The organism is Streptomyces sp. NPDC032161 (assembly GCF_040636995.1).
Lineage (GTDB): Bacteria > Actinomycetota > Actinomycetes > Streptomycetales > Streptomycetaceae > Streptomyces.
The window spans coordinates 312,368-339,087 of the sequence record NZ_JBEZVN010000002.1 but is presented as its reverse complement, the minus strand read 5'-3'; the positions used below and the strand labels follow the sequence as shown (position 1 = coordinate 339,087).

Annotated in this window: 22 protein-coding genes; 17 read left to right on the top strand and 5 right to left on the bottom strand. The window is 70.8% G+C overall.

Annotated elements, in window-relative coordinates:
• Nucleotides 1-4: 4 nt before the first annotated feature.
• The 12 genes from murF (at nucleotide 5) to AB0E67_RS07235 (ending at nucleotide 12,640) form a co-directional block, all read left to right on the top strand.
• Nucleotides 5-1,411, top strand: a complete 1,407-nt coding sequence (gene murF / locus AB0E67_RS07290) for a UDP-N-acetylmuramoyl-tripeptide--D-alanyl-D-alanine ligase (RefSeq protein WP_351523883.1) — start codon at nucleotides 5-7, stop codon at nucleotides 1,409-1,411.
• Nucleotides 1,408-2,478, top strand: a complete 1,071-nt coding sequence (mraY, locus tag AB0E67_RS07285) for a phospho-N-acetylmuramoyl-pentapeptide-transferase (protein ID WP_362022146.1) — start codon at nucleotides 1,408-1,410, stop codon at nucleotides 2,476-2,478. The genes murF and mraY overlap by 4 nt, the downstream gene beginning before the upstream one ends.
• The gene (gene murD / locus AB0E67_RS07280; RefSeq protein WP_362022143.1) at nucleotides 2,475-3,893 is read left to right on the top strand and encodes a UDP-N-acetylmuramoyl-L-alanine--D-glutamate ligase; all 1,419 of its coding nucleotides are present in this window, start codon (nucleotides 2,475-2,477) and stop codon (nucleotides 3,891-3,893) included. The genes mraY and murD overlap by 4 nt, the downstream gene beginning before the upstream one ends.
• A 98-nt stretch (nucleotides 3,894-3,991) precedes the next feature.
• Nucleotides 3,992-5,437, top strand: a complete 1,446-nt coding sequence (gene ftsW, locus AB0E67_RS07275) for a putative lipid II flippase FtsW (protein WP_362022140.1) — start codon at nucleotides 3,992-3,994, stop codon at nucleotides 5,435-5,437.
• Nucleotides 5,438-5,443: 6 nt separating this feature from the next.
• On the top strand, nucleotides 5,444-6,538 hold the full coding sequence (murG, locus tag AB0E67_RS07270) for an undecaprenyldiphospho-muramoylpentapeptide beta-N-acetylglucosaminyltransferase (RefSeq protein WP_351523877.1): 1,095 nt from the start codon (nucleotides 5,444-5,446) through the stop codon (nucleotides 6,536-6,538).
• 50 nt (nucleotides 6,539-6,588) lie between these two features.
• Complete coding sequence (locus tag AB0E67_RS07265; protein ID WP_362022137.1) at nucleotides 6,589-7,377, top strand: FtsQ-type POTRA domain-containing protein; 789 nt, start codon at nucleotides 6,589-6,591, stop codon at nucleotides 7,375-7,377.
• 277 nt (nucleotides 7,378-7,654) lie between these two features.
• Complete coding sequence (gene ftsZ, locus AB0E67_RS07260; RefSeq protein WP_362022134.1) at nucleotides 7,655-8,866, top strand: cell division protein FtsZ; 1,212 nt, start codon at nucleotides 7,655-7,657, stop codon at nucleotides 8,864-8,866.
• A 26-nt stretch (nucleotides 8,867-8,892) separates the two neighbouring features.
• On the top strand, nucleotides 8,893-9,621 hold the full coding sequence (pgeF, locus tag AB0E67_RS07255) for a peptidoglycan editing factor PgeF (RefSeq protein ID WP_362022131.1): 729 nt from the start codon (nucleotides 8,893-8,895) through the stop codon (nucleotides 9,619-9,621).
• Between the two features lie 6 nt (nucleotides 9,622-9,627).
• Nucleotides 9,628-10,347: a YggS family pyridoxal phosphate-dependent enzyme gene (locus AB0E67_RS07250; protein ID WP_362022128.1), complete on the top strand. Its 720-nt coding sequence runs from the start codon at nucleotides 9,628-9,630 to the stop codon at nucleotides 10,345-10,347.
• A 126-nt stretch (nucleotides 10,348-10,473) separates the two neighbouring features.
• Nucleotides 10,474-11,109, top strand: a complete 636-nt coding sequence (sepF, locus tag AB0E67_RS07245) for a cell division protein SepF (RefSeq protein ID WP_073788811.1) — start codon at nucleotides 10,474-10,476, stop codon at nucleotides 11,107-11,109.
• A 69-nt stretch (nucleotides 11,110-11,178) separates the two neighbouring features.
• Nucleotides 11,179-11,463, top strand: coding sequence for a YggT family protein (locus AB0E67_RS07240; protein ID WP_073788809.1), 285 nt, complete (start codon nucleotides 11,179-11,181; stop codon nucleotides 11,461-11,463).
• Between the two features lie 49 nt (nucleotides 11,464-11,512).
• Nucleotides 11,513-12,640, top strand: coding sequence for a DivIVA domain-containing protein (locus tag AB0E67_RS07235; RefSeq protein ID WP_362022124.1), 1,128 nt, complete (start codon nucleotides 11,513-11,515; stop codon nucleotides 12,638-12,640).
• Nucleotides 12,641-13,058: 418 nt separating this feature from the next.
• On the opposite strand, the gene ileS is transcribed toward AB0E67_RS07235, so the two are convergent.
• Nucleotides 13,059-16,259: an isoleucine--tRNA ligase gene (ileS, locus tag AB0E67_RS07230; RefSeq protein ID WP_362022121.1), complete on the bottom strand. Its 3,201-nt coding sequence runs from the start codon at nucleotides 16,257-16,259 to the stop codon at nucleotides 13,059-13,061.
• Between the two features lie 550 nt (nucleotides 16,260-16,809).
• Here ileS and AB0E67_RS07225 point away from each other — a divergent pair.
• The 5 genes from AB0E67_RS07225 (at nucleotide 16,810) to AB0E67_RS07205 (ending at nucleotide 21,932) form a co-directional block, all read left to right on the top strand.
• Nucleotides 16,810-17,751: a TraR/DksA C4-type zinc finger protein gene (locus tag AB0E67_RS07225; RefSeq protein ID WP_362022119.1), complete on the top strand. Its 942-nt coding sequence runs from the start codon at nucleotides 16,810-16,812 to the stop codon at nucleotides 17,749-17,751.
• Between the two features lie 58 nt (nucleotides 17,752-17,809).
• Nucleotides 17,810-18,400, top strand: coding sequence for a signal peptidase II (gene lspA, locus AB0E67_RS07220; RefSeq protein WP_362022117.1), 591 nt, complete (start codon nucleotides 17,810-17,812; stop codon nucleotides 18,398-18,400).
• 100 nt (nucleotides 18,401-18,500) lie between these two features.
• A complete protein-coding gene (locus AB0E67_RS07215) occupies nucleotides 18,501-19,442 on the top strand; it encodes an RluA family pseudouridine synthase (protein ID WP_362022114.1) in 942 nt (313 codons plus the stop codon).
• Nucleotides 19,443-19,607: 165 nt separating this feature from the next.
• Complete coding sequence (locus tag AB0E67_RS07210; RefSeq protein WP_362022111.1) at nucleotides 19,608-21,194, top strand: Na+/H+ antiporter; 1,587 nt, start codon at nucleotides 19,608-19,610, stop codon at nucleotides 21,192-21,194.
• 168 nt (nucleotides 21,195-21,362) lie between these two features.
• On the top strand, nucleotides 21,363-21,932 hold the full coding sequence (locus tag AB0E67_RS07205) for a dienelactone hydrolase family protein (RefSeq protein ID WP_362022108.1): 570 nt from the start codon (nucleotides 21,363-21,365) through the stop codon (nucleotides 21,930-21,932).
• A 96-nt stretch (nucleotides 21,933-22,028) separates the two neighbouring features.
• Here AB0E67_RS07205 and AB0E67_RS07200 read toward each other — a convergent pair whose 3' ends face one another.
• From AB0E67_RS07200 to AB0E67_RS07185, 4 genes are all read right to left on the bottom strand, one after another.
• Nucleotides 22,029-23,006, bottom strand: a complete 978-nt coding sequence (locus AB0E67_RS07200; protein ID WP_362023544.1) for a zinc metalloprotease — start codon at nucleotides 23,004-23,006, stop codon at nucleotides 22,029-22,031.
• Between the two features lie 316 nt (nucleotides 23,007-23,322).
• The gene (locus tag AB0E67_RS07195; protein ID WP_362022105.1) at nucleotides 23,323-24,984 is read right to left on the bottom strand and encodes an alkaline phosphatase D family protein; all 1,662 of its coding nucleotides are present in this window, start codon (nucleotides 24,982-24,984) and stop codon (nucleotides 23,323-23,325) included.
• Between the two features lie 146 nt (nucleotides 24,985-25,130).
• Nucleotides 25,131-25,946 carry a DsbA family protein gene (locus AB0E67_RS07190; RefSeq protein WP_362022102.1) on the bottom strand — a complete coding sequence of 272 codons (816 nt, stop codon included), beginning with the start codon at nucleotides 25,944-25,946 and terminating at the stop codon, nucleotides 25,131-25,133.
• Between the two features lie 41 nt (nucleotides 25,947-25,987).
• On the bottom strand, nucleotides 25,988-26,707 hold the full coding sequence (locus AB0E67_RS07185; protein ID WP_362022100.1) for a hypothetical protein: 720 nt from the start codon (nucleotides 26,705-26,707) through the stop codon (nucleotides 25,988-25,990).
• Nucleotides 26,708-26,720: the final 13 nt, after the last annotated feature.

The following is a 26,720-nucleotide window of genomic DNA, read 5'->3' as shown; positions in this document are numbered from 1 at the left end:
CCAAGTGATCGCCCTTTCCCTCGCCGAGATCGCCGAAATCGTCGGCGGGCAGCCACACGACATACCCGATCAGGCAGCGGTCGTCAGCGGGCCCGTCGTCATCGACTCCCGAGAGGTGGAGCAGGGCAGCCTGTTCGCCGCCTTCGTCGGAGAGCGGGTCGACGGCCACGACTACGCGCAGCGCGCCGTCGAGGCGGGCGCGGCAGCCGTGCTGGCCGCCCGCCCGGTCGGTGTTCCGGCGATCGTCGTCGACGACGTCGTGGCCGCGCTCGGCGCGCTCGCCCGCGCCGTCGTCGGCCGCCTCGGCACCACCGTCGTCGCCCTCACCGGCTCCGCGGGCAAGACCTCCACCAAGGACGTCATCGCCCAACTCCTCGAACGCAAGGGCCCCACCGTCTATCCGGCGGGCAACCTCAACAACGAGATCGGCCTGCCGCTGACCGCGTTGCGCGCCACCGAGGAGACCCGGCACCTGGTCCTGGAGATGGGTGCACGGTACATCGGCGACATCCGCTACCTCACCGGTCTCGTCCCGCCCCGGATCGGCCTCGTCCTCAACGTCGGCACCGCCCACATCGGCGAGTTCGGCGGCCGGGAGCAGATCGCCCGGGCGAAGGGCGAGATGGTCGAGTCCCTGCCCGAGGACGGCGTCGCCGTGCTCAACGCCGACGACCCGCTCGTCCGCGCCATGACCTCCCGCACGAAGGCACGGGTGCTGCTCTTCGGCGAGGCCGCGGAAGCGGACGTACGGGGCGAGAACGTACGTCTCACCGACGACGGCCGCCCCGCTTTCACGCTCCACACACCCACCGGGTGCAGCGATGTGACGATGCGCCTGTACGGTGAGCACCACGTGTCGAACGCGCTCGCCGCGGCCGCCGTCGCCCATGAGCTGGGCCTGTCCGCAGACGAGATCGCCGAAGGGCTCTCCGAGGCGGGCACCCTCTCCCGCTGGCGCATGGAGGTCACCGAGCGTCCGGACGGCGTGACGATCGTCAACGACGCCTACAACGCGAACCCCGAATCCATGAAGGCAGCGCTGCGCGCACTGGCCGCCATGGGGAGGGGCCGCCGTACGTGGGCGGTGCTCGGCCCCATGGCCGAGCTGGGCGACGCCTCGCTCGCCGAGCACGACGCGGTCGGACGGCTCGCCGTCCGGCTCAACGTCAGCAAGCTCGTCGCGGTGGGGGGCAAAGAGGCCTCCTGGCTGCAACTGGGCGCATACAACGAGGGTTCGTGGGGTGAGGAGTCGGTGCACGTGTCCGACGCACAGGCTGCGGTCGACCTGTTGCGCAGTGAACTGCGCCCGGGAGACGTCGTGCTGGTGAAGGCGTCCCGGTCGGTCGGCCTGGAGCAGGTCGCCATGGCACTGCTGGAGAACGCGTCCGAGGGCGAGGTCGCCGGCCGATGAGGCAGATCCTGTTCGCGGGGGCCATCGGGCTCTTCCTGACCCTGGTCGGGACTCCGCTGCTGATCAAACTGCTGGCCCGCAAGGGCTACGGCCAGTTCATCCGGGACGACGGCCCGCGCACCCACGGGTCCAAGAAGGGCACCCCCACCATGGGTGGGATCGCCTTCATCCTGGCCACGATCATCGCGTACTTCCTGGCGAAGGTGATCACCGGCGAGCCGATGACCTTCTCCGGCGTGCTGGTGCTCTTCCTGATGGCCGGCATGGGCCTCGTCGGCTTCCTCGACGACTACATCAAGATCGTCAAGCAGCGTTCGCTGGGCCTGCGGGCCAAGGCGAAGATGGCGGGCCAGCTGATCGTCGGCGTCGCCTTCGCGGTGCTCTCGCTCCAGTTCGCCGACTCCCGCGGCAACACCCCGGCCTCCACCAAGCTGTCGTTCGTCACGGACTTCGGCTGGAAGATCGGCCCGGTGCTGTTCGTCGTCTGGGCCCTGTTCATGATCCTCGCCATGTCCAACGGCGTGAACCTCACGGACGGCCTCGACGGCCTGGCCACCGGCGCGTCCGTGATGGTCTTCGGCGCGTACACCTTCATCGGGCTGTGGCAGTTCCAGGAGTCCTGCGCCAACGCGGAGGCCCTGACCAACCCCAACGCCTGTTTCCAGGTACGCGATCCGCTCGACCTCGCCGTGGTCGCCTCCGCGCTGATGGGCGCCTGCTTCGGCTTCCTGTGGTGGAACACCTCGCCCGCCAAGATCTTCATGGGCGACACCGGCTCGCTCGCCCTCGGCGGCGCGCTGTCCGGCCTGGCGATTTGCTCCCGCACGGAGTTCCTGCTGGCCGTCCTCGGCGGTCTCTTCGTGATGATCACCATGTCCGTGGTCATCCAGGTCGGTTCCTTCAAGATGACCGGCAAGCGGGTCTTCCGGATGGCACCGCTCCAGCACCACTTCGAACTCAAGGGGTGGTCCGAGGTCCTCGTGGTGGTCCGTTTCTGGATCATCCAGGGCATGTGCGTGATCGTCGGCCTCGGACTCTTCTACGCGGGATGGGCAGCCGAGAAGTGAGCACAGTGGACTGGCAGGGCAAGCACGTCACCGTCGCCGGACTGGGCGTCTCCGGAATCCCCGCGGCCCGCGCGCTGCACGGCCTGGGCGCCGTCGTCACGGTCGTCAACGACGGGGACGACGAGCGCTCCCGCGCACAGGCCGCCGAACTGGAGGCCGAGGGCATCACCGTCCGCCTCGGCGACGGGGCGACCCTGCCCGAGTCCACCGAGCTCGTCGTCACCGCCCCCGGCTGGAGGCCCGACAAGCCGCTGTTCGCCGCGGCCGCCGAGGCGGGCGTCCCGGTCTGGGGCGATGTCGAACTCGCCTGGCGGCTGCGCGGGCCCGGCGCCGCGCCCTGGCTCGCGGTCACCGGCACGAACGGCAAGACCACGACCGTACGGATGCTCGCCTCCATCCTGGAGGCGGCCGGGCTGCGCACCGCGGCCGTCGGCAACATCGGCGTCTCCCTCCTCGACGCCGTCCTCGGCGACGAGGAGTACGACGTCCTCGCCGTCGAGCTGTCCAGCTACCAGCTGCACTGGGCGCCCTCGCTGCGCGCCCACTCCGCGGCCGTCCTCAACCTCGCCCCCGACCACCTCGACTGGCACGGCTCCATGGAGGCGTACGCCGCCGACAAGGGCCGGATCTACGAGGGCAACCGCGTCGCCTGCGTCTACAACGCGGCTCAGAAGGCGACCGAGGACCTGGTCCGCGAGGCGGACGTCGAGGAGGGCTGCCGCGCCATCGGCTTCACCCTGGGCACGCCCGGCCCCTCCCAGCTGGGCGTCGTCGACGGCATCCTCGTCGACCGGGCCTTCGTGGAGAACCGGCACGAGCAGGCCCAGGAGCTCGCCGAGGTCTCCGACGTCGTCCCGGCCGCCCCGCACAACGTCGCCAACGCCCTGGCGGCGGCAGCCCTGGCCCGCGCCTTCGGCGTCGAGCCCGCGGCGGTACGGGACGGCCTGCGGGCCTTCCGCCCCGACCCGCACCGCATCGAGCACGTCGCGGACGTCGCGGACGTCGCCTACGTCGACGACTCCAAGGCCACCAACACCCACGCCGCGGAGGCGTCCCTCGCCGCCTACGACCCGATCGTGTGGATCGCCGGCGGCCTCGCCAAGGGCGCCACCTTCGACGAACTGGTGACCGGGGCCGCCGGGCGGCTGCGGGGTGTGGTGCTGATGGGCCGGGACCGGGCGCTGATCCGCGAAGCCCTCGCGCGACACGCCCCCGAGGTCCCGGTGGTCGACCTCGACCGGACCGACACTGGGGCGATGTCCGAGGCGGTCCGCGAGGCGGCCCGGCTCGCCGGACCGGGGGACACCGTCCTGCTGGCCCCGGCCTGCGCCTCGATGGACATGTTCGTCAACTACAACAAGCGGGGCGAGGCGTTCGCGGACGCGGTCCGCGCGCTCGCGGCCGAGAGCGACTGACGGGGCCGGTCTCCGCGCCGCACCGTCCGCACGACCGGGCGCGGGCGCCCGGCCCTCGGCGGCGGCCCCGGGCACGCACAGTGGAGGGGACAGCGACAATGCCGGCCGAAGAGAGTTCTGCCGCAGTGGCCCGTGGGAACCGCCCACGGGTCCCCGCGGCGATCAGCCGGGCACTCGCCCCGCCCCTGCCCGCGGGCGCCGGGGCACCCCTCGGGCCCCTCCTGCGTGTCCGCTCCGCCACCGGTCCCCGGCGCCCCGCCGCACCCCGCCCCAAGGGCCGGACCGCCGGTTCGCCCCGCGCCCCTCGCGGCGGCGCGGCACGGCGGCTGTACGAGCGGGCACGGCGGGCCTGGGACCGTCCCCTGACCGCGTACTACCTGATCCTGGGCGCAGGCCTGCTGATCACCGTGCTCGGCCTGGTGATGGTCTACTCCGCCTCGATGATCAAGGCCCTGGAGCTGAACAAGCCCGGCGGCTACTTCTTCCGCAAGCAGTTCCTCGCCGCCGTCATCGGCGCCGTTCTGATGGCGATCGCCGCCCGGATGCCCGTCAAGCTCCACCGGGCGCTGTCCTACCCGCTGCTCCTGGGAGCCGTCTTCCTGATGGCGCTGGTCCAGGTGCCGGGGATCGGGATGTCGATCAACGGCAACCAGAACTGGCTCTCGCTGGGCGGCCCCTTCCAGCTCCAGCCCAGCGAGTTCGGCAAGCTCGCGCTGGTCCTGTGGGGCGCCGACCTGCTCGCCCGTAAACAGGACAAGCAACTGCTCACGCAGTGGAAGCACATGCTCGTGCCGCTCGTCCCGGTCGCCTTCCTGCTCCTCGGGCTGATCATGCTCGGCGGTGACATGGGCACTGCGATCATTCTCACGGCGATCCTGTTCGGACTGCTCTGGCTGGCGGGTGCCCCCACCCGGCTCTTCGCCGGGGTGCTCGCCTTCGCCACCGTGATCGCCTTCGTGCTGATCAAGACCAGCCCGAACCGGATGTCCCGCCTCGCCTGCGTGGGCGCCACCGAGCCGGGCCCCGACGACTCCTGCTGGCAGGCCGTGCACGGCATCTACGCCCTGGCCTCCGGCGGATGGTTCGGTTCCGGGCTCGGCGCGAGTGTGGAAAAATGGGGTCAACTGCCTGAACCTCACACCGACTTCATCTTCGCCATCACCGGGGAGGAACTGGGGCTGGCGGGGACGCTGTCGGTGCTCGCTCTCTTCGCGGCTCTAGGCTATGCGAGTATCCGCGTGGCCGGACGCACGGAGGACCCCTTCGTGAGGTACGCCGCGGGAGGCGTGACCACCTGGATCATGGTGCAGTTCGTGATCAACATCGGTGCGGTGCTCGGCCTGCTGCCGATCGCCGGTGTCCCGCTCCCGCTGTTCTCCTACGGAGGGTCGGCCCTGCTGCCGACCATGTTCGCCGTCGGGCTGCTGATCGCGTTCGCGCGAGAGGAACCCGCCGCGAAGGCGGCCCTGGCCATGCGGAGGCCCGGGGTGAGATGGAAGACGATGAGACGGCGCGTCAAGAAGCGTCCGTCCGGAGAGCGGTGAATTTCGGTGCATGTCGTACTCGCCGGCGGGGGGACTGCCGGCCACATCGAGCCCGCGCTCGCCCTCGCGGACGCCCTGCGCAGGCAGGACCCGACCGTGGGGATCACTGCCCTCGGCACGGAGCGCGGACTCGAGACCAGGCTCGTACCCGAGCGGGGGTACGAACTCGCCCTCATCCCGGCCGTACCGCTGCCGCGCAAGCCCACCCCGGAACTGATCACCGTCCCGGGACGGCTGCGCGGCACCATCAAGGCCGCCGAGCAGGTCCTGGAGCGCACCAAGGCCGACTGCGTGGTCGGCTTCGGCGGCTACGTCGCCCTGCCCGGCTATCTGGCGGCCAAGCGCGCCGGTGTGCCGATCGTCGTCCACGAGGCCAACGCCCGGCCCGGTCTGGCCAACAAGATCGGCTCGCGGTACGCCCACGGGGTCGCCGTCTCCACCCCCGACAGCAAGCTCCGCGGCGCCCGCTACATCGGCATCCCGCTGCGCCGGACCATCGCCACCCTGGACCGCGCCCGGGTCCGTCCCGAGGCGCGCGCCACCTTCGGCCTGGACCCCAACCTGCCGACGCTGCTGGTCTCCGGCGGCTCCCAGGGCGCGCGCCGCCTCAACGAGGTGGTCCAGCGCGTCGCCCCGCTGCTGCAGCGCTCCGGGATCCAGATCCTGCACGTGGTCGGCCCGAAGAACGAACTGCCGCACGTCGACAACATGCCCGGTATGCCGCCGTACATCCCGGTACCGTACGTGGACCGGATGGATCTTGCGTACGCGGCGGCCGACATGATGCTCTGCCGCGCGGGCGCGATGACCGTCGCCGAGCTCTCCGCCGTCGGGCTGCCCGCCGCCTATGTGCCGCTGCCCATCGGCAACGGCGAACAGCGGCTCAACGCGCAGCCGGTGGTGAACGCGGGCGGCGGTCTGCTGGTGGACGACGCGGCGCTCACCCCCGAGTGGGTGCAGGGCAACGTCCTCCCGGTGCTCGCCGATCCGCACCGGCTGTACGAAATGTCCCGCGCCGCCGCCGAGTTCGGCCGCAGGGACGCCGACGACCTGCTCGTCGGGATGGTGTACGAGGCGATTGCCGCACGCCGAGGCGTGTGAGGCGGACGGGTCCGGGGGCGCGGCTCCCGGACCCGGTGTGAGGAGCGAGCGTGGCCGGACCGACGACCGCCCAGCGCGGTGCAGCGCAGCAGAAGGACTCCCCGGCCGACCCGCCGAGCCCCGAAGGGCGTTGGCGGCCCAGCCGTGCCCAGTCGATCGTGACCGGCGTGCTGGTCCTGCTGCTCGGTTCGGGAGCCGTCTGGGCGCTCTACGGCTCGCCCTGGCTCCGGGTCGAACGGGTCAGGACGACCGGTGTCGACGTGCTGACCCCGGCCGAGGTCGAGGCCGCCGCGGCGGTGCCGATCGGCGCCCCGCTCATCTCCGTGGACACCGATGCCATCGCCGACCGGTTGCGCCAGAAGGTGCGTCGTGTCGACTCGGTGGATGTCGTGCGGTCATGGCCGCACGGAATCGGACTTAAAGTGACCGAACGGCAGCCGGTCCTGCTGATGAAAAAGGGTGCGAAGTTCGTCGAAGTGGATGCGAAGGGCGTGCGTTTCGCGACCGTGGACAAAGCACCCGGGCGCGTACCGATCCTGGAACTGACTCCTCGTCAGTCCCCCGGTCTGCGCCGCTTCGGCAGCGATCGGCTGGTGCGGGAGGCGGTCCGGGTCGCGGGCGGACTCCCGGGCGATGTCGCCAAGGACACCGAGGTCGTACGGATCACCTCGTACGATGCGATCTCCCTGGAACTCACCCGGGGCCGTACGGTGAACTGGGGCAGCGGCGAGGACGGGTCGGTGAAGGCCGAGGTTCTCACCGCTCTGATGAAAGCCGCCCCCAAAGCGGGACACTTCGACGTGAGTGCGCCCACCGCCCCTGCGGTATCGGACGGTTGACGCATATGTGGCCTGGCCAGCACCCTGGTTGGTCAGCGCTACGGGTGATCACATAGGGTGAAAAGAAAAACGGGAGGTTCGGCGTGTTCGTTGAACACGCGCCACTTGTCGACTTAGTGTCCTGTTCGGAAGAGTCCATGAAGCAGACACACTGGTAACCCTAAACTTCAACGTTAGGGTTTGGGTCGGCGTTTCGGACCGCCCCAATCGGCATCCGTCGTCGCGGCGGGAACACCGTCAAGCGACGACACGTAACTCGAGGCGAGAGGCCTTCGACGTGGCAGCACCGCAGAACTACCTCGCAGTCATCAAGGTCATCGGTGTCGGCGGCGGTGGTGTCAATGCCATCAACCGAATGATCGAGGTCGGTCTCAAGGGCGTCGAGTTCATCGCGATCAACACGGATGCGCAAGCCCTGTTGATGAGCGACGCCGACGTCAAGCTCGACGTCGGCCGCGAACTCACCCGCGGACTCGGCGCCGGGGCCAACCCGGCCGTCGGTCGCAAGGCGGCAGAGGACCACCGCGAGGAGATCGAGGAGGTCCTCAAGGGGGCCGACATGGTCTTCGTCACCGCCGGGGAGGGCGGCGGCACCGGCACCGGCGGCGCACCCGTCGTCGCGAACATCGCGCGCTCCCTGGGCGCCCTGACGATCGGCGTGGTCACCCGCCCGTTCACCTTCGAGGGTCGGCGCCGCGCGAACCAGGCGGAGGACGGCATCGCCGAGCTCCGCGAAGAGGTCGACACCCTCATCGTCATCCCCAACGACCGGCTGCTGTCCATCTCGGACCGGCAGGTCAGCGTGCTCGACGCGTTCAAGTCGGCCGACCAGGTGCTGCTCTCGGGCGTCCAGGGCATCACCGACCTCATCACGACGCCCGGTCTGATCAACCTCGACTTCGCCGACGTCAAGTCGGTCATGTCCGAGGCCGGATCGGCGCTCATGGGCATCGGTTCCGCCCGCGGCGACGACCGCGCGGTGGCCGCCGCGGAGATGGCGATCTCCTCGCCGCTCCTGGAGGCGTCCATCGACGGCGCCCGCGGTGTCCTGCTCTCCATCTCCGGTGGCAGCGACCTCGGTCTCTTCGAGATCAACGAGGCCGCCCAGCTGGTGAGCGAGGCGGCTCACCCCGAGGCGAACATCATCTTCGGCGCCGTCATCGACGACGCGCTGGGCGACGAGGTGCGCGTCACCGTGATCGCGGCCGGCTTCGACGGCGGGCAGCCGCCGGCCCGCCGCGAGAACGTCCTGAGCGCGAACTCCGCCAAGCGCGAGGAGCCGGCGCCGTCGGTCCGGTCCGAGCACGTGCGCCACACCGGCGGGCTGGGTTCCCTGCCTCCGCGCGAGGAGCCCGCGCCGCCGGCCGAACCCGCTCCGGTGGCCGAGAAGCACCTGCCGCCGGTCACCGCCGCGCCGCACATCCCGCCGGCCCGGCCCTACCCGGACTCCCAGATCGAAGAGCTGGATGTCCCGGACTTCTTGAAGTGATAGTCCCGCACCGCTCGGTTCCTGCGGTGGCCTCGGAGACCTCGGCGGACCGCGCGCACTTCGCCTTCACCGACAGGTGGGGCGGGGTGAGCGCGGCTCCGTACGAGGAGCTCAACCTCGGCGGCGCGGTCGGTGACGACCCCGCCGCCGTTCTGGCGAACCGGGAGCGCGCCGCCGGGGCCCTCGGCCTGGACCCGGCGCGGGTCGTCTGGATGAACCAGGTGCACGGACGGGACGTCGCGGTCGTCGACGCCCCCTGGGGGGACGCCTCGCAGATCCCCGCCGTGGACGCGCTGGTGACCGCGCGGCGCGGGCTCGCGCTCGCCGTGCTCACCGCCGACTGCGTCCCCGTACTCCTCGCCGATCCCGACGCCGGGATCGTGGCTGCGGCGCACGCGGGCCGCCCCGGACTGGTCGCCGGAGTCGTCCCCGCCGCGGTCGAGGCGATGACCGCGCTCGGCGCGAAGGCCTCGCGGATCGTCGCCCGGACCGGACCGGCCGTCTGCGGACGGTGCTACGAGGTCCCCGCCGCGATGCGGGCAGCGGTCGCCGAGACCGTTCCGGCCTCCTGGTCCGAGACCAGTTGGGGCACCCCGGCCGTGGACGTCACCGCGGGGGTCCACGCCCAGCTCGAAGCGCTCGGGGTGGAGGACCGGCAGGCGTCGACGATCTGCACCCTCGAATCGGGCGATCACTTCTCGTACCGCCGCGACCGCACCACCGGGCGGCTCGCCGGATATGTCTGGTTGGACTGATAGGGCATGACGGACCGTAGAACCCAACTCGCCGGAAATCTGGCACGGGTGGAAGAACGTATCGCTTCCGCCTGCTCCGCCGCGGGCCGCGCGCGGGAGGAGGTGACCCTCATCGTGGTCACCAAGACCTATCCCGCGAGCGATGTGCGGATTCTGAGTGAACTCGGTGTGCGCCATGTCGCGGAGAACCGCGACCAGGACGCCGCCCCCAAGGCCGCCGCGTGTGCGGATCTGCCACTCACGTGGCATTTTGTCGGTCAGTTGCAGACGAATAAGGTTCGTTCTGTGGCCGGTTATGCCGATTTTGTGCAATCGGTGGATCGGGTCAAACTGGTCACGGCACTCTCGGGGGCGGCCGTGCGCGAAGGCCGCGAACTCGGCTGCCTCGTACAGGTGGCGCTCGACGCGGAGAGTGGCGAGCGGGGTGTCCGAGGCGGTGTCGCGCCGGACGGGATCGAGGAGTTGGCCGCCGCGGTCGCCGCGGCGCCCGGACTGCGGCTCGCCGGTCTGATGACCGTCGCGCCGCTCGCCGGACCGTACGCGGGACGGCGGCGTGCCGCCTTCGATCGGCTGATGGAATTCTCGTCCTGCCTGCGCGCGGACCATCCGGCTGCGAACATGGTCTCCGCGGGGATGAGTTCGGACCTCGAGGACGCTGTCGCGGCCGGAGCGACACATGTACGCGTCGGTACGGCGGTACTCGGAGTCCGACCGAGCCTCGGGTAACGTCGCCAAACGAGTCGGACCACGGCAGAAAATATGGTCAATCCCGCTGATGGCGGGCAGACCACAGTGGATCGCGGGGCACTTGGTGACAGATGCCGATCCACCACAGAGCGGAGGATTCAGAGCATGGCCGGCGCGATGCGCAAGATGGCGGTCTACCTCGGCCTCGTGGAGGACGATGGGTACGACGGTCCGGGGTTCGACCCCGATGACGAATTCGAACCCGAGCCGGAGCCCGAGCGCGACCGGCGGCGGCATCAGCCCGCGCATCAGGTCGAACGGGAGCGGGACCGCGAGCGGGAGCGCGAACAGGACGAACCGGTGCGAGCGGTGCAGCCTCCCGCGCAGCGGGAGCCGGTGCAGATCCCGGTGGAAAGGGAACGACCCGCCCGGATCGCACCCGTGGCATCCATCACACCCGAACGCCCGAACATGGAGAAGAACGCACCGGTGATCATGCCCAAGGTCGTGTCCGAGCGGGAGCCGTACCGCATCACCACGCTGCACCCCAGGACCTACAACGAGGCCCGTACCATCGGTGAACACTTCCGTGAGGGCACTCCGGTGATCATGAACCTCACGGAGATGGACGATACGGACGCGAAGCGACTTGTCGACTTTGCGGCAGGACTCGTCTTCGGACTCCATGGCAGCATTGAGCGCGTGACGCAGAAGGTGTTCCTGCTGTCTCCTGCTAACGTCGATGTCACGGCGGAGGACAAGGCCCGCATCGCTGAGGGCGGATTCTTCAACCAGAGCTGAGAACACGACACCGAGAACGACCCGGCCGGGAGGCCGGAGCCAGAGAGCCAGGGGAGAGGGAAGCGCGAAATGGGCGTCGCACTGCAGGTTGTCTATATCGCGTTGACGTGTTTCCTCATCGTGCTGATCTTCCGGCTGGTCATGGACTACGTCTTCCAGTTCGCGCGTTCATGGCAGCCCGGCAAGCCGATGGTGGTCATACTCGAGGCCACTTATACGGTCACCGATCCACCGCTCAAGCTTCTGCGGCGGTTCATCCCGCCGCTGCGTCTCGGGGGCGTGGCACTCGACCTGTCCTTCTTCGTTCTGATGATCATCGTTTTCATCCTGAGAGGCATCGTGATCGGGTTGTGAGCGATACGGTCTTGCCGACTGCCGACGACTACGTAGAGGTGAAGAAGAGATGCCGCTGACCCCCGAGGACGTGCGGAACAAGCAGTTCACAACCGTCCGTCTCCGAGAAGGCTACGACGAGGACGAGGTCGATGCCTTCCTCGACGAGGTCGAGGCCGAGCTGACCCGCCTGCTCCGTGAGAACGAGGACCTGCGCGCCAAGCTGGCCGCCGCCACGCGTGCCGCCGCGCAGAACCAGCAGCAGCAGGGCATGCGCAAGCCGGAGCCGCAGGACCGGCCCGGGGCCCCCGTGCCCGCCGCCATATCGGGACCGCCGGTCCAGCAGCAGCCCCCGCAGATGGGTCCGCCCCAGCTGCCCGGTGGCGCTCCGCAGCTGCCCGCCGGCCCCAGTGGTCACGGCCCGGGCCCCCAGGGTCAGCACGGTCCCGGTCCGCAGGGTCCGCACGGCCCCGGCCCGATGCAGGGCGGCCCCATGGGTGGCCCGATGGGCGGCCCCATGGGCGGTCACGCCCCGCAGCAGCAGATGCAGCAGCCGCCGCAGATGCAGCAGCCCGGTCAGGGCCCCGGCGGCGACAGCGCCGCCCGTGTTCTCTCGCTCGCGCAGCAGACGGCCGACCAGGCGATCGCGGAGGCCCGTTCCGAGGCCAACAAGATCGTCGGCGAGGCGCGCAGCCGTGCCGAGGGGCTGGAGCGCGACGCGCGGGCCAAGGCGGACGCGCTGGAGCGGGACGCGCAGGAGAAGCACCGCGTGGCGATGGGCTCGCTGGAGTCGGCCCGCGCGACGCTGGAGCGCAAGGTCGAGGACCTGCGCGGCTTCGAGCGCGAGTACCGCACGCGGCTGAAGTCCTACCTGGAGAGCCAGCTGCGTCAGCTGGAGACCCAGGCGGACGACTCGCTCGCCCCGCCGCGCACCCCGGCGACCGCTTCGCTGCCGCCGTCGCCCTCGCTGGCCCCGGCCGGTGCAGGCGCCATGGGCCACAGCATGGGTGGCAACCACGGCAACCAGCCGATGGGCGGCAACCCGTCCATGAGCGGTGGGCCCTCGTACGGCGGTCAGCAGCAGATGTCGCCGGCGATGACCCAGCCGATGGCGCCGGTGCGGCCGCAGGCGCCGCAGCCGATGCAGCAGGCCCCGTCGCCGATGCGCGGTTTCCTGATCGACGAGGACGACAACTGAGCCGGGTGCGCGCGGTGAACGCGTAGCCGTCGGCAGGCTGAGGGCCGGGCCCCGGGGTTTTCCCCCGGGGCCCGGCCCTTTGCGTGTTCCGGTGGGTGCGGGGGATACGGCCGCGGGCCGGGGCAAATGTCGGCGGGCCCGTCCGGAACGGTTGGTTCCGGACGGGCCCGCCGAGGAGCCGGGGACGCTGCCCCGGCTCGGTCCCAGGTTCTGCGGTCGAACCGCCCCTGCCGTGCGACGCCTGTCACGCACGTTCGCGATGCGGTCGGAGTCGTCCTCGTACGTCCGGTACGAGGACGGTCCTCCGCCTTGCCCTCAATGGGGTCTCCCCTGTTCGAGCGGAGCCGGGAACTCGGGGAAGCACCGGATGCCGAACGGCGCGGCCTGCGGCCCGACGACGGCGGTTCGAAGACAGGTCCTACCGCTCCGTCCTGCGGAGGCGGAACGTCAGGGCCAGGCCCTCGTCCTCGAACGGCTCGCCGAAGGCCGCGTCCGCCTCGCCCTGTGCGTAGTCCAGTGCCAGGACCTCGTCCGCGATCAGGGCCGCGTGCTCGGTCAGTGCCTCCACCGTGGCGGGCGAGGTGGACGTCCAGCGGACGGCGATGCGGTCCGCGACGTCCAGGCCGCTGTTCTTGCGGGCCTCCTGGATGAGACGGATGGCGTCACGGGCCAGGCCCGCGCGCCGCAGCTCCGGCGTGATCTCCAGGTCCAGGGCGACGGTCGCGCCCGAGTCGGAGGCCACCGACCAGCCCTCGCGCGGCGTCTCGGTGATGATCACCTCGTCGGGAGCGAGGGTGACGGTCTCGCCGTCCACCTCGACCGACGCCGTGCCCTCGCGCAGGGCCAGCGAGAGGGCCGCAGCGTCGGCGTTCGCGACCGCCTTGGCCACCGCCTGGACGCCCTTGCCGAATCGCTTGCCGAGGGCGCGGAAGTTGGCCTTCGCGGTCGTGTCGACCAGCGAGCCGCCGCCCGCTGGACCAGCGGAGGAATCAGTGAGCGAGGCCAGGGACTCGACGTTCAGCTCCTCGGTGATCTGGGCGTGCAGCTCGGGCGAGAGGGACTCGAAGCCGGCCGCCGCGACCAGGGCGCGGGACAGCGGCTGGCGGGTCTTGACGCCCGACTCGGCGCGGGTCGCCCGGCCGAGCTCGACCAGTCGGCGGACCAGCGCCATCTGGACCGACAGCTCCGGGTCGACGGCCGTGAGGTCGGCCTTCGGCCAGGCGGACAGGTGCACCGACTCGGGGGCGTCCGGGGTGACCGGGACCACCAGGTCCTGCCAGACGCGCTCGGTGATGAACGGGGTGAGCGGGGCCATCAGCCGGGTCACGGTCTCGACGACCTCGTGCAGCGTGCGCAGCGCGGCCTCGTCGCCCTGCCAGAAGCGGCGGCGCGAGCGGCGGACGTACCAGTTGGACAGGTCGTCGACGAAGGCGGACAGGAGCTTGCCGGCGCGCTGGGTGTCGTATCCCTCCAGCGCCTGCGTGACCTGGTCCACCAGGGCGTTCAGTTCGCTCAGCAGCCAGCGGTCCAGGACCGTGCGGTCCGCCGGGGCCGGGTCGGCCGCGGAGGGGGCCCAGCCAGACGTACGGGCGTACAGGGCCTGGAAGGCCACCGTGTTCCAGTAGGTCAGGAGGGTCTTGCGGACGACTTCCTGGATGGCGTTGTGGCCGACGCGGCGGGCCGCCCAGGGGGAGCCGCCGGCCGCCATGAACCAGCGGACCGCGTCGGCGCCGTGCTGGTCCATGAGGGGGATCGGCTGGAGGATGTTGCCGAGGTGCTTGGACATCTTGCGGCCGTCCTCGGCGAGGATGTGGCCCAGGCAGACCACGTTCTCGTAGGACGACTTGTCGAAGACCAGCGTGCCGACCGCCATCAGCGTGTAGAACCAGCCGCGGGTCTGGTCGATGGCCTCGGAGATGAACTGCGCCGGGTAGCGGCTCTCGAACAGCTCCTTGTTCTTGTACGGGTAGCCCCACTGAGCGAACGGCATGGAGCCCGAGTCGTACCAGGCGTCGATGACCTCCGGGACGCGGTACGCCTCCAGCTGGCAGTTCTCGTGCGAGCAGGTGAACGTGATCTCGTCGATGAACGGGCGGTGCGGGTCGAGACCGGACAGGTCCGTGCCGGCGAGCTCGCCCAGTTCGGCGCGCGAGCCGACGCAGGTGAGGTGGCCGTCCTCGCAGCGCCAGATCGGCAGCGGGGTGCCCCAGTAACGGTTGCGGGACAGCGCCCAGTCGACGTTGTTGGTCAGCCAGTCGCCGAAGCGACCGTTCTTGACCGACTCCGGGAACCAGTTGGTCTTCTCGTTCTCCGCGAGCAGCCGGTCCTTGATCGCGGTCGTGCGGATGTACCACGACGGCTGCGCGTAGTAGAGGAGCGCGGTGTGGCAGCGCCAGCAGTGCGGGTAGCTGTGCTCGTACGGGACGTGCCGGAAGAGCTTGCCGCGGGCGGCCAGGTCCTCGGTGAGCGCCTCGTCGGCCTTCTTGAAGAAGACGCCGCCGACCAGTGGCAGGTCCTCCTCGAAGGTGCCGTCGGGGCGGACCGGGTTGACGACGGGAAGACCGTACGCCTTGCAGACCTGGAGGTCGTCGGCACCGAACGCGGGGGACTGGTGGACCAGACCCGTACCGTCCTCGGTCGTCACGTACTCGGCGTTGACGATGTAGTGGGCCCCGGCCGGGCCGTGTCCATCGCTTCCCTCGCTCGCGCTCGGGAAGTCGACGAGCGTGAAGGGGCGCTCGTAGGTCCAGCGCTCCATCTCGCGGCCGGTGAAGGTCTGCCCGGTCGTCTCCCAGCCCTCGCCCAGGGCCTTTCCGACGAGCGGCTCGGCGACGACGAGCTTCTCGCTGCCGTCGGTCGCGACGACGTAGGTGACGTCGGGGTGCGCGGCGACGGCGGTGTTGGAGACCAGCGTCCAGGGAGTGGTGGTCCAGACGAGCAGGGAGGCCTCGTCGGCGAGCGGGCCGGAGGTGAGGGGGAAGCGGACGAAGACCGACGGGTCGACGACCGTCTCGTACCCCTGCGCCAGCTCGTGGTCGGACAGGCCGGTGCCGCAGCGGGGGCACCAGGGGGCCACGCGGTGGTCCTGCACCAGGAGGCCCTTGCCGAAGATCTCCTTCAGCGACCACCACACGGACTCGACGTACTCGGGGTCCATGGTGCGGTAGGCGTCGTCGAGGTCGACCCAGTAGCCCATCCGGGTGGTCAGCTCGGTGAAGGCGTCGGTGTGGCGGGTCACCGACTCGCGGCACTTGGCGTTGAACTCGGCGATGCCGTACGCCTCGATGTCCTTCTTGCCGTTGAAGCCCAGCTCCTTCTCGACCGCGAGCTCGACCGGCAGGCCGTGGCAGTCCCAGCCGGCCTTGCGGCCGACGTGGTAGCCCTGCATGGTGCGGAAGCGGGGGAAGACGTCCTTGAAGACGCGGGCCTCGATGTGGTGGGCGCCGGGCATGCCGTTGGCGGTGGGCGGGCCCTCGTAGAAGACCCACTCGGGGCGGCCCTCGGACTGTTCGAGGCTCTTGGCGAAGACCTTGCTCTCGCGCCAGAAATCGAGCACGGCGTGCTCCAGCGCGGGCAGGTCGACCTGGGCGGGTACCTGGCGGTACTGCGGCGATGTCATGGGCGGACTTCCTCCGGCGGACGATTTCCACTTCCGTCGGAGGGACGAGAGCCTCGTCGACTCCCGCGGTACCACCCTCCTTGGCCCCGGGCACGCACCCGTGGCCCCCTCATTGGGGTCGCGATGCCGGTTCTACTTGCCTCGTGGCGTTCTTCCGGCGGCTCCGGGTGATCTTCACGACGCGCTCGCCCCCGGGCTTCCACCGTCCCCGGGTCGCTCCTGGCTGCGTACGACGCTACTCGTCCCATCCACGCCTCTCGCTCAGGCCAGTGTACGGGCCCGCCGGGGCGTCGGCCGACCGGATACAGGGCGGTGCGGGGCGTGACCCGAATGGGGAGAGGGGGACGGAAGGGTCCGGGGGAGCCGGCCGGGGCGTCACGGGAGTCGGATTATCGGGCTGTGAGCTGGGCACAACGGATTCAGGCAGGTCGGCGTCCGGACGCGGGCGGTGGCGAATCGGCGGCGTGCCCCGTTGCCGCGGGGCCGGGGCCGATTTATCGTCCCAGCACGATTCGCGTGCAAGATCACAATATGTGAAGGGGCCGCGGCCATGGTGGCGAAGAAGACCGCCGCGAAGAAGACGGCGTCGACGAGATCCACGGGTGCGGCGGCCGCGGAAACGGGCGCGGAGGGCGGCCCCGGGGCCGCGGCGGAGAAGAGGACGACCGCGAGGAAGGCGACCGGAAGGGCCGGGAAGAAGGCGGCCGCGGAGAAGCCCGCGGCGAAGAAGGCCGTGGCGAGAAAGGCCGCGGCGAGGAAGAGCACGTCGAAGGCGTCCACGGCTGAGGAGGCCGCGGCGAAGAAGACCGCAGTGAAGAAGACCACGAGGAAGAAGGCCGCGGCCTCGAAGGCGGTGTCCGCCGCACGCACGGACGCCGGGCACGCGGCACCGGCCGGGAAGGCCCCCGCGAAGAAGAGCGTGGCCAGGAAGTCCTCGAAGAAGGCCGCCGCGGCGGCCACGGAGGCGGCCGAGTCCGCCGAGCAGACGGGAGCCCATACGGTGGTAGCCAAGAAGAGCGAGGCCCGGACCCGCATGGCCGGCGAGGCCGCGGCGTCCGTCACGCCGTCGGGCGGGGGAGCCGTCACGACGGCCCCCGGCGAGCTGGCGGTCCGGCCGGACGAGGACCCCTGGACCCCGGAGGAGGTCGACGAGGCGCGGGCCGTGCTGAGCGGCGAGATCACGCGGCTGCGCAACGAACTGGAGGCCGCGGGCATCGCGCTCGCCGGGCTGATGCGCGACTCCGGCGACTGGGCGGGCGACGACGAGGCCGACACCGGTACCAAGAACATCACCCGCGAGCACGAGATGGCGCTCGCCGCCAACGCCCAGGAGATGCTGGACCAGACCGAGCGGGCGCTGGCCCGGCTCGACGCCGGGACGTACGGACTGTGCGAGGTCTGCGGCAAGCCGATCGGCAAGGCCCGGATGCAGGCGTTCCCCCGCGCCACCCTCTGTGTCGAGGACAAACAGAAGCAGGAGCGACGCGGCTGATCCGGCGCGCCGTGCCGTACCCTCGTCCTCAGTCAGGAACCTAGGTTGAGGGACTCACGTGGCAGAGGCGGAGCGCATCATCGGTACGCCGGACATCCCCGACGCTGAGGGGACCGAGGGGGAGGGGACCGAGAGCCCGGCCGAGGAGACGCCCCGGGCCGGGGGCAAGCGGAAGATCGCGGTGCTCTTCGGCGTGGCCGCCTTCGCCTATCTGCTGGACCTGGTCAGCAAGCTGCTGGTGGTCGCGAGGCTGGAGCACCACCAGCCGATCGAGGTCATCGGCGACTGGCTGAAGTTCGAGGTGATCCGCAATTCGGGCGCCGCGTTCAGCTTCGGCGAGGCGTTCACGATCATCTTCACCGCCATCGCGGCGACGGTGATCGTGGTGATCGCCCGGCTGGCGCGCAAGCTCTACAGCCTGCCGTGGGCCATCGCGCTCGGACTGCTGCTCGGCGGGGCGCTCGGCAACCTGACGGACCGCCTCTTCCGTACCCCCGGCGTCTTCGAGGGCGCGGTGGTGGACTTCATCTCCGTCGAGCACTTCGCCGTCTTCAACCTCGCCGACTCCGCGATCGTCTGCGGCGGCATCCTGATCGTGCTTCTCTCCTTCCGCGGCCTGGACCCGGACGGGACCGTGCACAAGGACTGACAGCGCACGGGACCGGGCGGCGCCGGACGGGCGCGGCCGTGCGCGAGGACCGGGCGGGACCGTGCACGAGGACCGGCCGCCGCAAGGCATACTCGATCGGGTGAGTACGTATCCCGAGGTCCGCACCCTGCCCGTACCGGACGGCCTGGAGGGCGAGCGCGTCGACGCCGCCATCTCCCGGATGTTCGGTTTCTCCCGCACCAAGGCCGCCGATCTGGCCGCCGCCGGAAAGGTGCAGGTGGACGGTGCGGTGGTCGGGAAGTCCGAGCGGGTGCGGGGCGGTGCCTGGCTCGAGGTGGAGATGCCGCAGGCGCCCGCGCCGGTGCAGGTCGTCGCCGAGCCCGTCGAGGGCATGGAGATCGTGCACGACGACGACGACATCGTGGTCATCGTGAAGCCGGTCGGGGTCGCCGCCCACCCGAGCCCCGGCTGGACCGGTACGACGGTGATCGGCGGGCTGGCCGCGGCCGGGTACCGGATCTCGACGTCCGGCGCGGCCGAGCGCCAGGGCATCGTCCACCGCCTCGACGTCGGCACCTCCGGCCTGATGGTCGTGGCCAAGTCGGAGCGGGCCTACACCCTGCTGAAGGCGCAGTTCCGCGACCGGGTCGTCGAGAAGAAGTACCACGCGCTGGTGCAGGGCCACCCGGACCCGATGAGCGGCACCATCGACGCCCCCATCGGGCGCCACCCCAACCACGACTACAAGTGGGCCGTCACCGCCGACGGCAAGCCCTCCGTGACGCACTACGACCTCATCGAGGCGTACCGGGCCGCCAGCCTCCTCGACATCAAGCTGGAGACCGGCCGCACGCACCAGATCCGGGTGCACATGTCCGCCCACCGCCACCCCTGCGTCGGGGACCTCACCTACGGCGCCGACCCGACGATGGCCAAGCGCCTCGGACTGACGCGGCAGTGGCTGCACGCCGTCCGGCTCGGTTTCGAGCACCCGTCCGACGGCAGCTGGGTGGAGTTCTCCAGCGACTACCCGGACGACCTCCAGCGGGCCCTGGACAAGATCGTGGCCGAGAGCCGGTGAGCAGCCGGTGAGGGCCGGTGCCCCGCGGGCCGCGGTCGGCGGGGCGGGGTGCCCGCAGGGGTGAGAAGGGGGGTGTTGTCCGGGTAGCGACCGGTACGTGGCAGGCTTGAGGTCCCAGACCGCCCGGCCGCGACGGCCGGTCCGCCGCGCTCCGGAAGGCACCTCGTGGACCAAATGGCACTGCTCCTCCTGCTGTTGCTCGGAGCCGTGGTCACGGTGCCACTGGGGGAGCGGCTCGGGCTGCCCGCGCCGGTGCTGATGACGCTCGCCGGGGTCGGCATGGCGTTCCTCAGCTTCGTGCCGAACGTGGACATCCCGCCGGAGATCATCCTGCCGGCGGTCCTGCCGCCGTTGCTCTACGCCTCCGTGCAGCGCACCTCCTGGCGGCAGTTCGCCGCCAACAAGCGGCCGATCTTCCTGCTGGCCGTGGCGCTGGTCTTCGTCACCACGGCGGCCGTCGCCGCCGTGGCCAACGCGATAGTCCCCGGACTGCCCCTCGCCGCCGCCGTGGCCCTCGGCGCGCTCGTCGCCCCGCCCGACCCGGTCGCCGCGACGGCCGTCGCGGGCTCGGTCGGACTGCCGCGCAGGCTCGTCTCCATCCTGGAGGGCGAGGGGCTGTTCAACGACGTGACCGCGATCGTGCTGTACCACGTGGCGATCGCCGCCGCGGTGAGCGGCACCTTCTCGCTCCCCGAGGCGTTCGGGCAGCTGATCCTGTCCGCGGTCGTCGCCGTGGTGGTGGGGCTGGCGCTCGGCTGGCTCACCATCAAGCTCATGGGCCTGCTCGGCGATGCCACCCTCCAGGTCGGACTCACCCTGCTGGTGCCGTTCGTGAGCTACGTGCTCGCGGAGGAGCTGATGGGGTCGGGCGTCCTGGCCGTGCTCACCACCGCACTCTTCCTCGCGGAGCACACCGCCGACGCCGACGACGTGCTCGGCCGGCTCACCGGCCGTTCCTTCTGGGAGATCGTCGACACCCTCGTGACGGGGGTCGCCTTCGGGCTGATCGGCCTCGAACTCCACAACGTCTTCGGCACGGCGGACGGCCGCGAGCTCCAGATGCTCGGCTGGGGCCTGGCGGTCGTCGCGGTCGTCGTCGGCGTACGGCTGCTCTACCTGCTGCCCGCGACCTGGCTCGCCAAGCGGCTGCACACCCGGCGCGACGTCAGCGAGGAGATCCCCACCAGCTGGCGGGAGACCGTCGTCATGTGGTGGTCCGGGATGCGCGGGGTCGCCTCGGTGGCCCTGGCGCTCGCGATCCCGCTGAAGACGGACGACGGGCAGCCCTTCCCGGGGCGCGAGGAGATCATCTTCATCGCCTTCGCCGTGATCATGGCCACGCTCGTGGTCCAGGGGCTCACCCTGCCGTGGCTGGTCCGCAAGCTCCACGTCAAGGCCGACACGGCGGCCGAGGAGGCGCTGGAGAAGGACCTCGCGATCCGTGCCGCCAAGGCCGCGAAACAGCGGCTCAGGGAGATCCAGGAGGACGAGGAGTTCCCGGAGGAGGTCGCCGAGCGGTTGCAGCGGCTGGCGTACGACATGGGGGCCCGGATCAGCCCCGACATGGTCGACGAGGAGCGCCGCGAGGCGTACGCCCAGCGTGCCGAGCGCTTCAAGGCGGTCAACCGCGTCCAGCGCGAGATGATGTCCGCCGCGCGCCACGCGGTGCTGTCCGCCCGCAACGAGGCGGGCAACGACCCCGAGGTGGTCGACCGGGTGCTGAGACAGCTGGACGTGCGCAGCCTGCGGTGACGCCGGCGCCGGACCGGAGTGGCGGCGGTCCGGTACATGCGGTGCGCGGCGGTGCCCGGGAGCGCTGTTCCGGCGATCGGGGATGCCGGGCCGGGCCGCTCCGGCGGTCACCCCGCGGCCGGGCCCCCGTGCGCCGCGAGGCACGGCCGCGACTGGCACCATGGCCCCATGGACATCATGCTTTTCCACTCGACATACGGTCTGCGCCCCGCGGTGCACGCGGCGGCGGCCCGGCTGCGCGCCGCCGGGCACGAGGTGCACGTGCCCGATCTCTTCGAGGGACGCACCTTCGACACCGTCGAGGAAGGCTTGGCGTTCAAGGAGGAGCTGGGCAAGGACGAACTGCTGCGGCGGGCCGTGCTGGCCGCCGCGCCCTACTCCGACCGGGGCCTGGTGTACGCCGGTTTCTCCCTGGGGGCGGCCACCGCGCAGACGCTGGCGCTCGGTGACGAGAAGGCGCGCGGCCTGCTGCTGTTCCACGGCACCTCGGACATCGCCGAGAACGCCTCGGTGGACGAGCTGCCCGTACAGCTGCACGTCGCCGATCCCGACCCGTTCGAGACGCACGACTGGCTGAACTCCTGGTACCTGCGGATGCAGCGGACCGGTGCCGATGTCGAGGTCTACCGCTACCCGGGCGCGGGGCACCTCTTCACCGACCACGAACTGCCCGACCACGACGCGGCGTCGGCCGAACTGGCCTGGAAGGTCGCGCTCGGGTTCCTCGCCACCCTGTGACCGCGCGGGAAGGGTGACCTCGCCGGGAGGACGCCCGCGCGAGGGGCCCGGCGCGGTGCGCGGGCCCCTCGGCGGACACTCGGCGAACCGGGCGGGTCAGGCGCGGTAGGCGATCCAGCTGTCGCTCATCCGCTGGACCTGGCCCGGGGTGAACTGGTACATGCAGGAGTCGTACGAGTAGTCCATGAAGTTGTGGACCGGGTCCAGACCCGGGCTGGTGCAGGTGTCCCGCCCGGTCGGGCAGCCGGAGGCGGCGCTCTTCTCGGCGGGCGTGTCGGAGACGTAGTCGCCGTTGCCGGTGCAGCCGCCCTGGAACGTGTGGTACAGACCCAGCCAGTGGCCGACCTCGTGGGTGGCGGTGTCGCCCTCGTTGTAGTTGGTGGCCGAGCCGCCGGGCAGCGAGGAGTTGAGGATGACGACGCCGTCGTCGGACGGGTTGGACTTGTACGAGCTGGGGAAGGTCGCCCAGCCGAGCAGCCCGCCGCCGAGGTTGGCGGTGTAGACGTTGAGGGCGTTGGCGCCGCCCTTGCGGAGCGCGGACTTCATCGACTTCTCGGCGGAGGAGCCCGGCGAGACGCCGTACCAGGAGCTGTTGTCCGTGTAGTCCGTGCCGGCCAGCGTGAACCGGAAGCCGGAGTCGGTGTTGCCGGTGCCCTGGCCGCTGTAGGCGGCGTTCAGGACGCTCAGCTGGTTGTTGATGGCGGTAGCGCTCAGCTTGCCGGTCGTCCCGGAGTGTATGACGTGGAAGTACACCGGGATCGTGGCGCCCGCGGCGAGCGCGGAGCCGCTGACCCGGCGGTCCGCGAGTCTCTGCCGCAGCTGCGTGTCCATGGCCTTGGCCTGGGCGGCGGACAGCTCGTTGGGGTCGTGGGCGTTCGTGGTCTTCTCGGGGTGCGCCCTGCGCGCCGTGGCGTCGGTGGCCGTGCCGTCCGCGCACTCCTGGGCGGATGCGGCGGTCGCGGAGGTGGCAGAGGTGGCGGACACCTTCGCGGAGGCGGATCCAGGGGCGGCGAAGAGCGGTGCCAGGGCCAGGGTTCCGGCCAGGACGGCGGTGCCGAGCGCGCGGTTGCGCATACGCGGCGAAATACGGGCAAGAGCCTGCACGGGGTCTCCTCGCGGATATGTGGAGGAGGAACTTCCTCCTCGCCGCCAGGGAGATTACGTGCGCATGACAGGTCGGCAGCAGAGATGATCAAGCCGCATCGGCCGAGGGGTGAATCGGTCGGAACAGGGAGGAAAGAATCCTCGCGTTCCAGGGTTTGAGACGCGGACGCGATGTCACGCGTTACCCCGGCGGGCGGTGTGTCCCCATTGGTGCGTGGAGGCACACCACCCGCCGTAGCGATGCAACACCTCGTCAACGCGAGTCTGGATGGCTGAAAATGAACCCTCAGAGCACCGGCTGGTTCACCCGTTCGACCTTCTGCGTTCCGCTCAGCGTCCGGTACGAACGCGCCCAGGACGAGGTCGCGTCCCGCTTCGAACGGTCGGACACGACGTAGTAGTCCATCTGCGAGCGCTCCGCGGTCACGTCCAGGACGCCGTAGCCGTGCGAGTCCATGTCCACCCACTTCACATGGCGGTTGGCGGCCTTCACCGCCGCGCTCGCGACCGCCGAGAGGGTCCCCGGCGCCACGTGCAGGGTGTCGTCCAGGTTGTCCGAGGTCACCGACGTCACCACGAACTCGGTGGCCGCCGAGGCCGAGAGCGGATACGTGGCCGCCTTCACCGGCACGTCGTTGGCCCAGGCCATGTGGATGTCGCCGGTCAGGAACACCGTGTTGGTGATCGACCGGTCCCGCAGATGCGTGATCAGTTCCTTGCGGTCGCTGGTGTAGCCGTCCCACTGGTCGACGTTGACGGCGAGCCCCTCCTTCGGCAGCCCCAGCAGCTCGGCCAGCGGCTCCAGCAGGTGCGCGGGCAGCGAGCCGAACGCGACCGGCGAGATCATCACCGACGTCCCGACCAGCTTCCAGGCGGCGTCCGAACCGGCCAGGCCCGCCTTCAGCCAGTCCAGCTGCGCCCGGCCGGTGATCGTGCGGTCCGGGTCGTCGACCGAGCCGTTGCCCACCGTCGACTGCTGCGAGCGGAAGGTGCGCAGATCCAGGAGGTGGAGGTCGGCCAGGTCGCCGAAGCGCAGCCGCCGGTAGACGGTCCCCTCGGTGGCGGGGCGGACCGGCATCCACTCGAAGTACGCCTGCCTGGCGCCCGCGGCGCGGTCGGCCCAGGAGCCCTCCGTGTCCGGCGTGTGGTTCTCGGCCCCGCCCGACCAGGTGTCGTTGGCGATCTCGTGGTCGTCCCAGATCGCGATCATCGGGTGGGTGGCGTGCAGGGTCTGGAGGTCGGTGTCCGTCTTGTGGTGACCGTGCCGGGTGCGGTAGTCGGCGAGGGTGAGGATCTCGTGCCGGGGCTCGTGCGGCCGTACGACGTACTTCGCGGCCGGGTAGACGCCCGACGCGTACTCGTAGATGTAGTCGCCCAGGTGCAGTACCGCGTCGAGGTCGGTGCGGGCCGCGAGGTGCCGGTACGGGGAGAAGAAGCCGGCCTCCCAGTTGGCGCACGAGACCACGCCGAAGCGCAGACCGGCGACGGTGGCCCCGGCGGCGGGCGCGGTGCGGGTGCGGCCGGTGGGCGAGAGGACCGCCGAGCCGTCGCCCGCCGAGAAGCGGAACCAGTACGTGGTGGCCGGGCGCAGCCCGCGTATGTCGGCCTTGACGGTGTGGTCGGAGGCGGCCCGCGCGACGGTGGAGCCGCGGGAGACGATCCGGGAGAAGCCCTTGTCCTCGGCGACCTCCCAGCTCACCGTCGTGTCGGCACCGCGGCCTGAACCGGGCACGGCGTCGGGCGTGGGGGTGACGCGGGTCCACAGGAGGATGCCGTCGGGGAGCGGATCGCCGGAGGCGACGCCGTGCAGGAAGGCGGGTCCGTCGGCGGCGCGCGCGGTGGTGGCGGAGCCGAGCACGGGGAGCGCGACGGCGGCGGTGGCGGCGGCCTTGACGACCGTGCGGCGACTGGGGGCGGCCGACTGCGGCGGAAGGTGTCGAGAGGTCATGGGCCAGGACCTTACTGACCGGTAAGCCCAACGGGCAGGCGAACGGAGGAAGTTCGCCTGCCCGTTGCTGAACAGTCGTCAGGAATCGGCCATACGGTGGGAGCCGTTCCGCCCGGAACACGCGGCTCCGGTGCGGCGGGCGGGTCTCAGCCCTTCAGCGCGGCGTCGACCGCGGTGTTGAACTCCTCCACCGTCATCGGGGCGTTCTCGCTGCCCGCGCTGGTGACCAGCTTGCCGTCCATCTTCAGGGTGGGGGTGCCCCGCACGCCGCTCTTGTCGAACGCCTCGGACATCTTCATCGCCCAGGCGTCGAACGTGCCGTCCTCGACGTTCTTCTGGAACTCCTTGTTGCCCTTCAGGGCGTCGACCGTGTTCGCGATCTCGATCAGGTAGGAGTCCTTCTTGAACTTGTCGTCGTTCTCCTCCGGGTGGAACTTCGCGGAGTAGAGCGCGTACTTGTAGTCGAGGAAGGCCTCCGGGCTGACGTCGAGAGCCGCGCCGAGCGCGCTGAGCGCGTTCTTCGAGCCCTCGCCGTTGGTGGCGTCGTCGATGAACGTGGCACCGACGTATTTGATCTTGTACTTGCCGGCGTCGACGTCCTTGTGCACCGTCTCGCCGATGGTCTGCTCGAACGTGCCGCAGATCGGGCAGCGCGAGTCCTCGTACAGCTCCAGCGTCTTCTTGGCGGTCGACTTGCCGATCACGACGGTCGTGCCGTTCTCGCCCGAGGTGTTCTTCGGCGCCGTGACGTTCTTCTCGTCCTTGGCCGCCTCCCAGTGGGACGGCTTGTTCATCTCCATGACACCCCAGCCGACGCCGCCGGCGATCGCCAGCACCGCGACGATCGAGAGGCCGACGACCACCTGCCGGCGGGTCTTCTCCCGCTTCGCCTGCCGCTCGCGCTCGGCGCGCAGACGCTCGCGGGCCGCCGCCTTGTTGGCCTGGCTGTTGCGCTTGCTCATGTTGTTCTCTCCGTGGTGTGAGGTCGTGGGGACGTACGTGCTCAGGCCGTGGTGCGGGCCGAGCGCGGTGGTCCCCTCCGTCCCACGGAGTGCACGAGCACACGGGCGTGCAGGAGCGGGTGCGGGCCGTGCCCGGCGGGGCGCACCTTGAGGCGTACGGTCCGGCAGGCCGCGCCCACCACGGCGACCGCGACCAGCAGCGGCCGGAACGCCAGGGCGGCGGCCGCCCCCAGCAGGGAGACCAGCGCGGACTCGCCGCGCCGGAGCCAGGCCGCGGCGAGCAGCCCGACCGACACATGGGCGGCGAGCAGCAGCCACGGCACCGCGGGGCCGGGAGAGGCCAGCAGCGCCGCCGCCGGGTGCCCGGCGCCGGTCACCGAGGCGAGCGGGGCGCCGATGTCACCGGCCGGTGACGCGCCGACGCCGATGTCGCCGCCGCACAGCACGTCCACCCCGACCGAGCGCAGCGGCCCCGCGATCGGGCCGCCCGCCGCGCCGTAACAGAGGTGCTGACCGGTGGTGAAGAAGGTGTCGGCGGCCAGCTCCAGCGGGACCAGCAGCCCGGCGATGGCCCAGAAGCCGCGCTCCCGGCCTGCCAGCGCGTACGCCACGGCGAAGACCGCCCCGGCCAGCACGGCCACGGCGGTCAGCGGCAGCGGCACCCGGGAGAGCAGCACGTGGGACGCGGTGGAGAGCGTCACGACGAGCGCCGTGAAGAGCGCCGCGCGAACGACTCTGAGGTGCGTCCCGGATATGTCCATCGTCGAGGAGTGT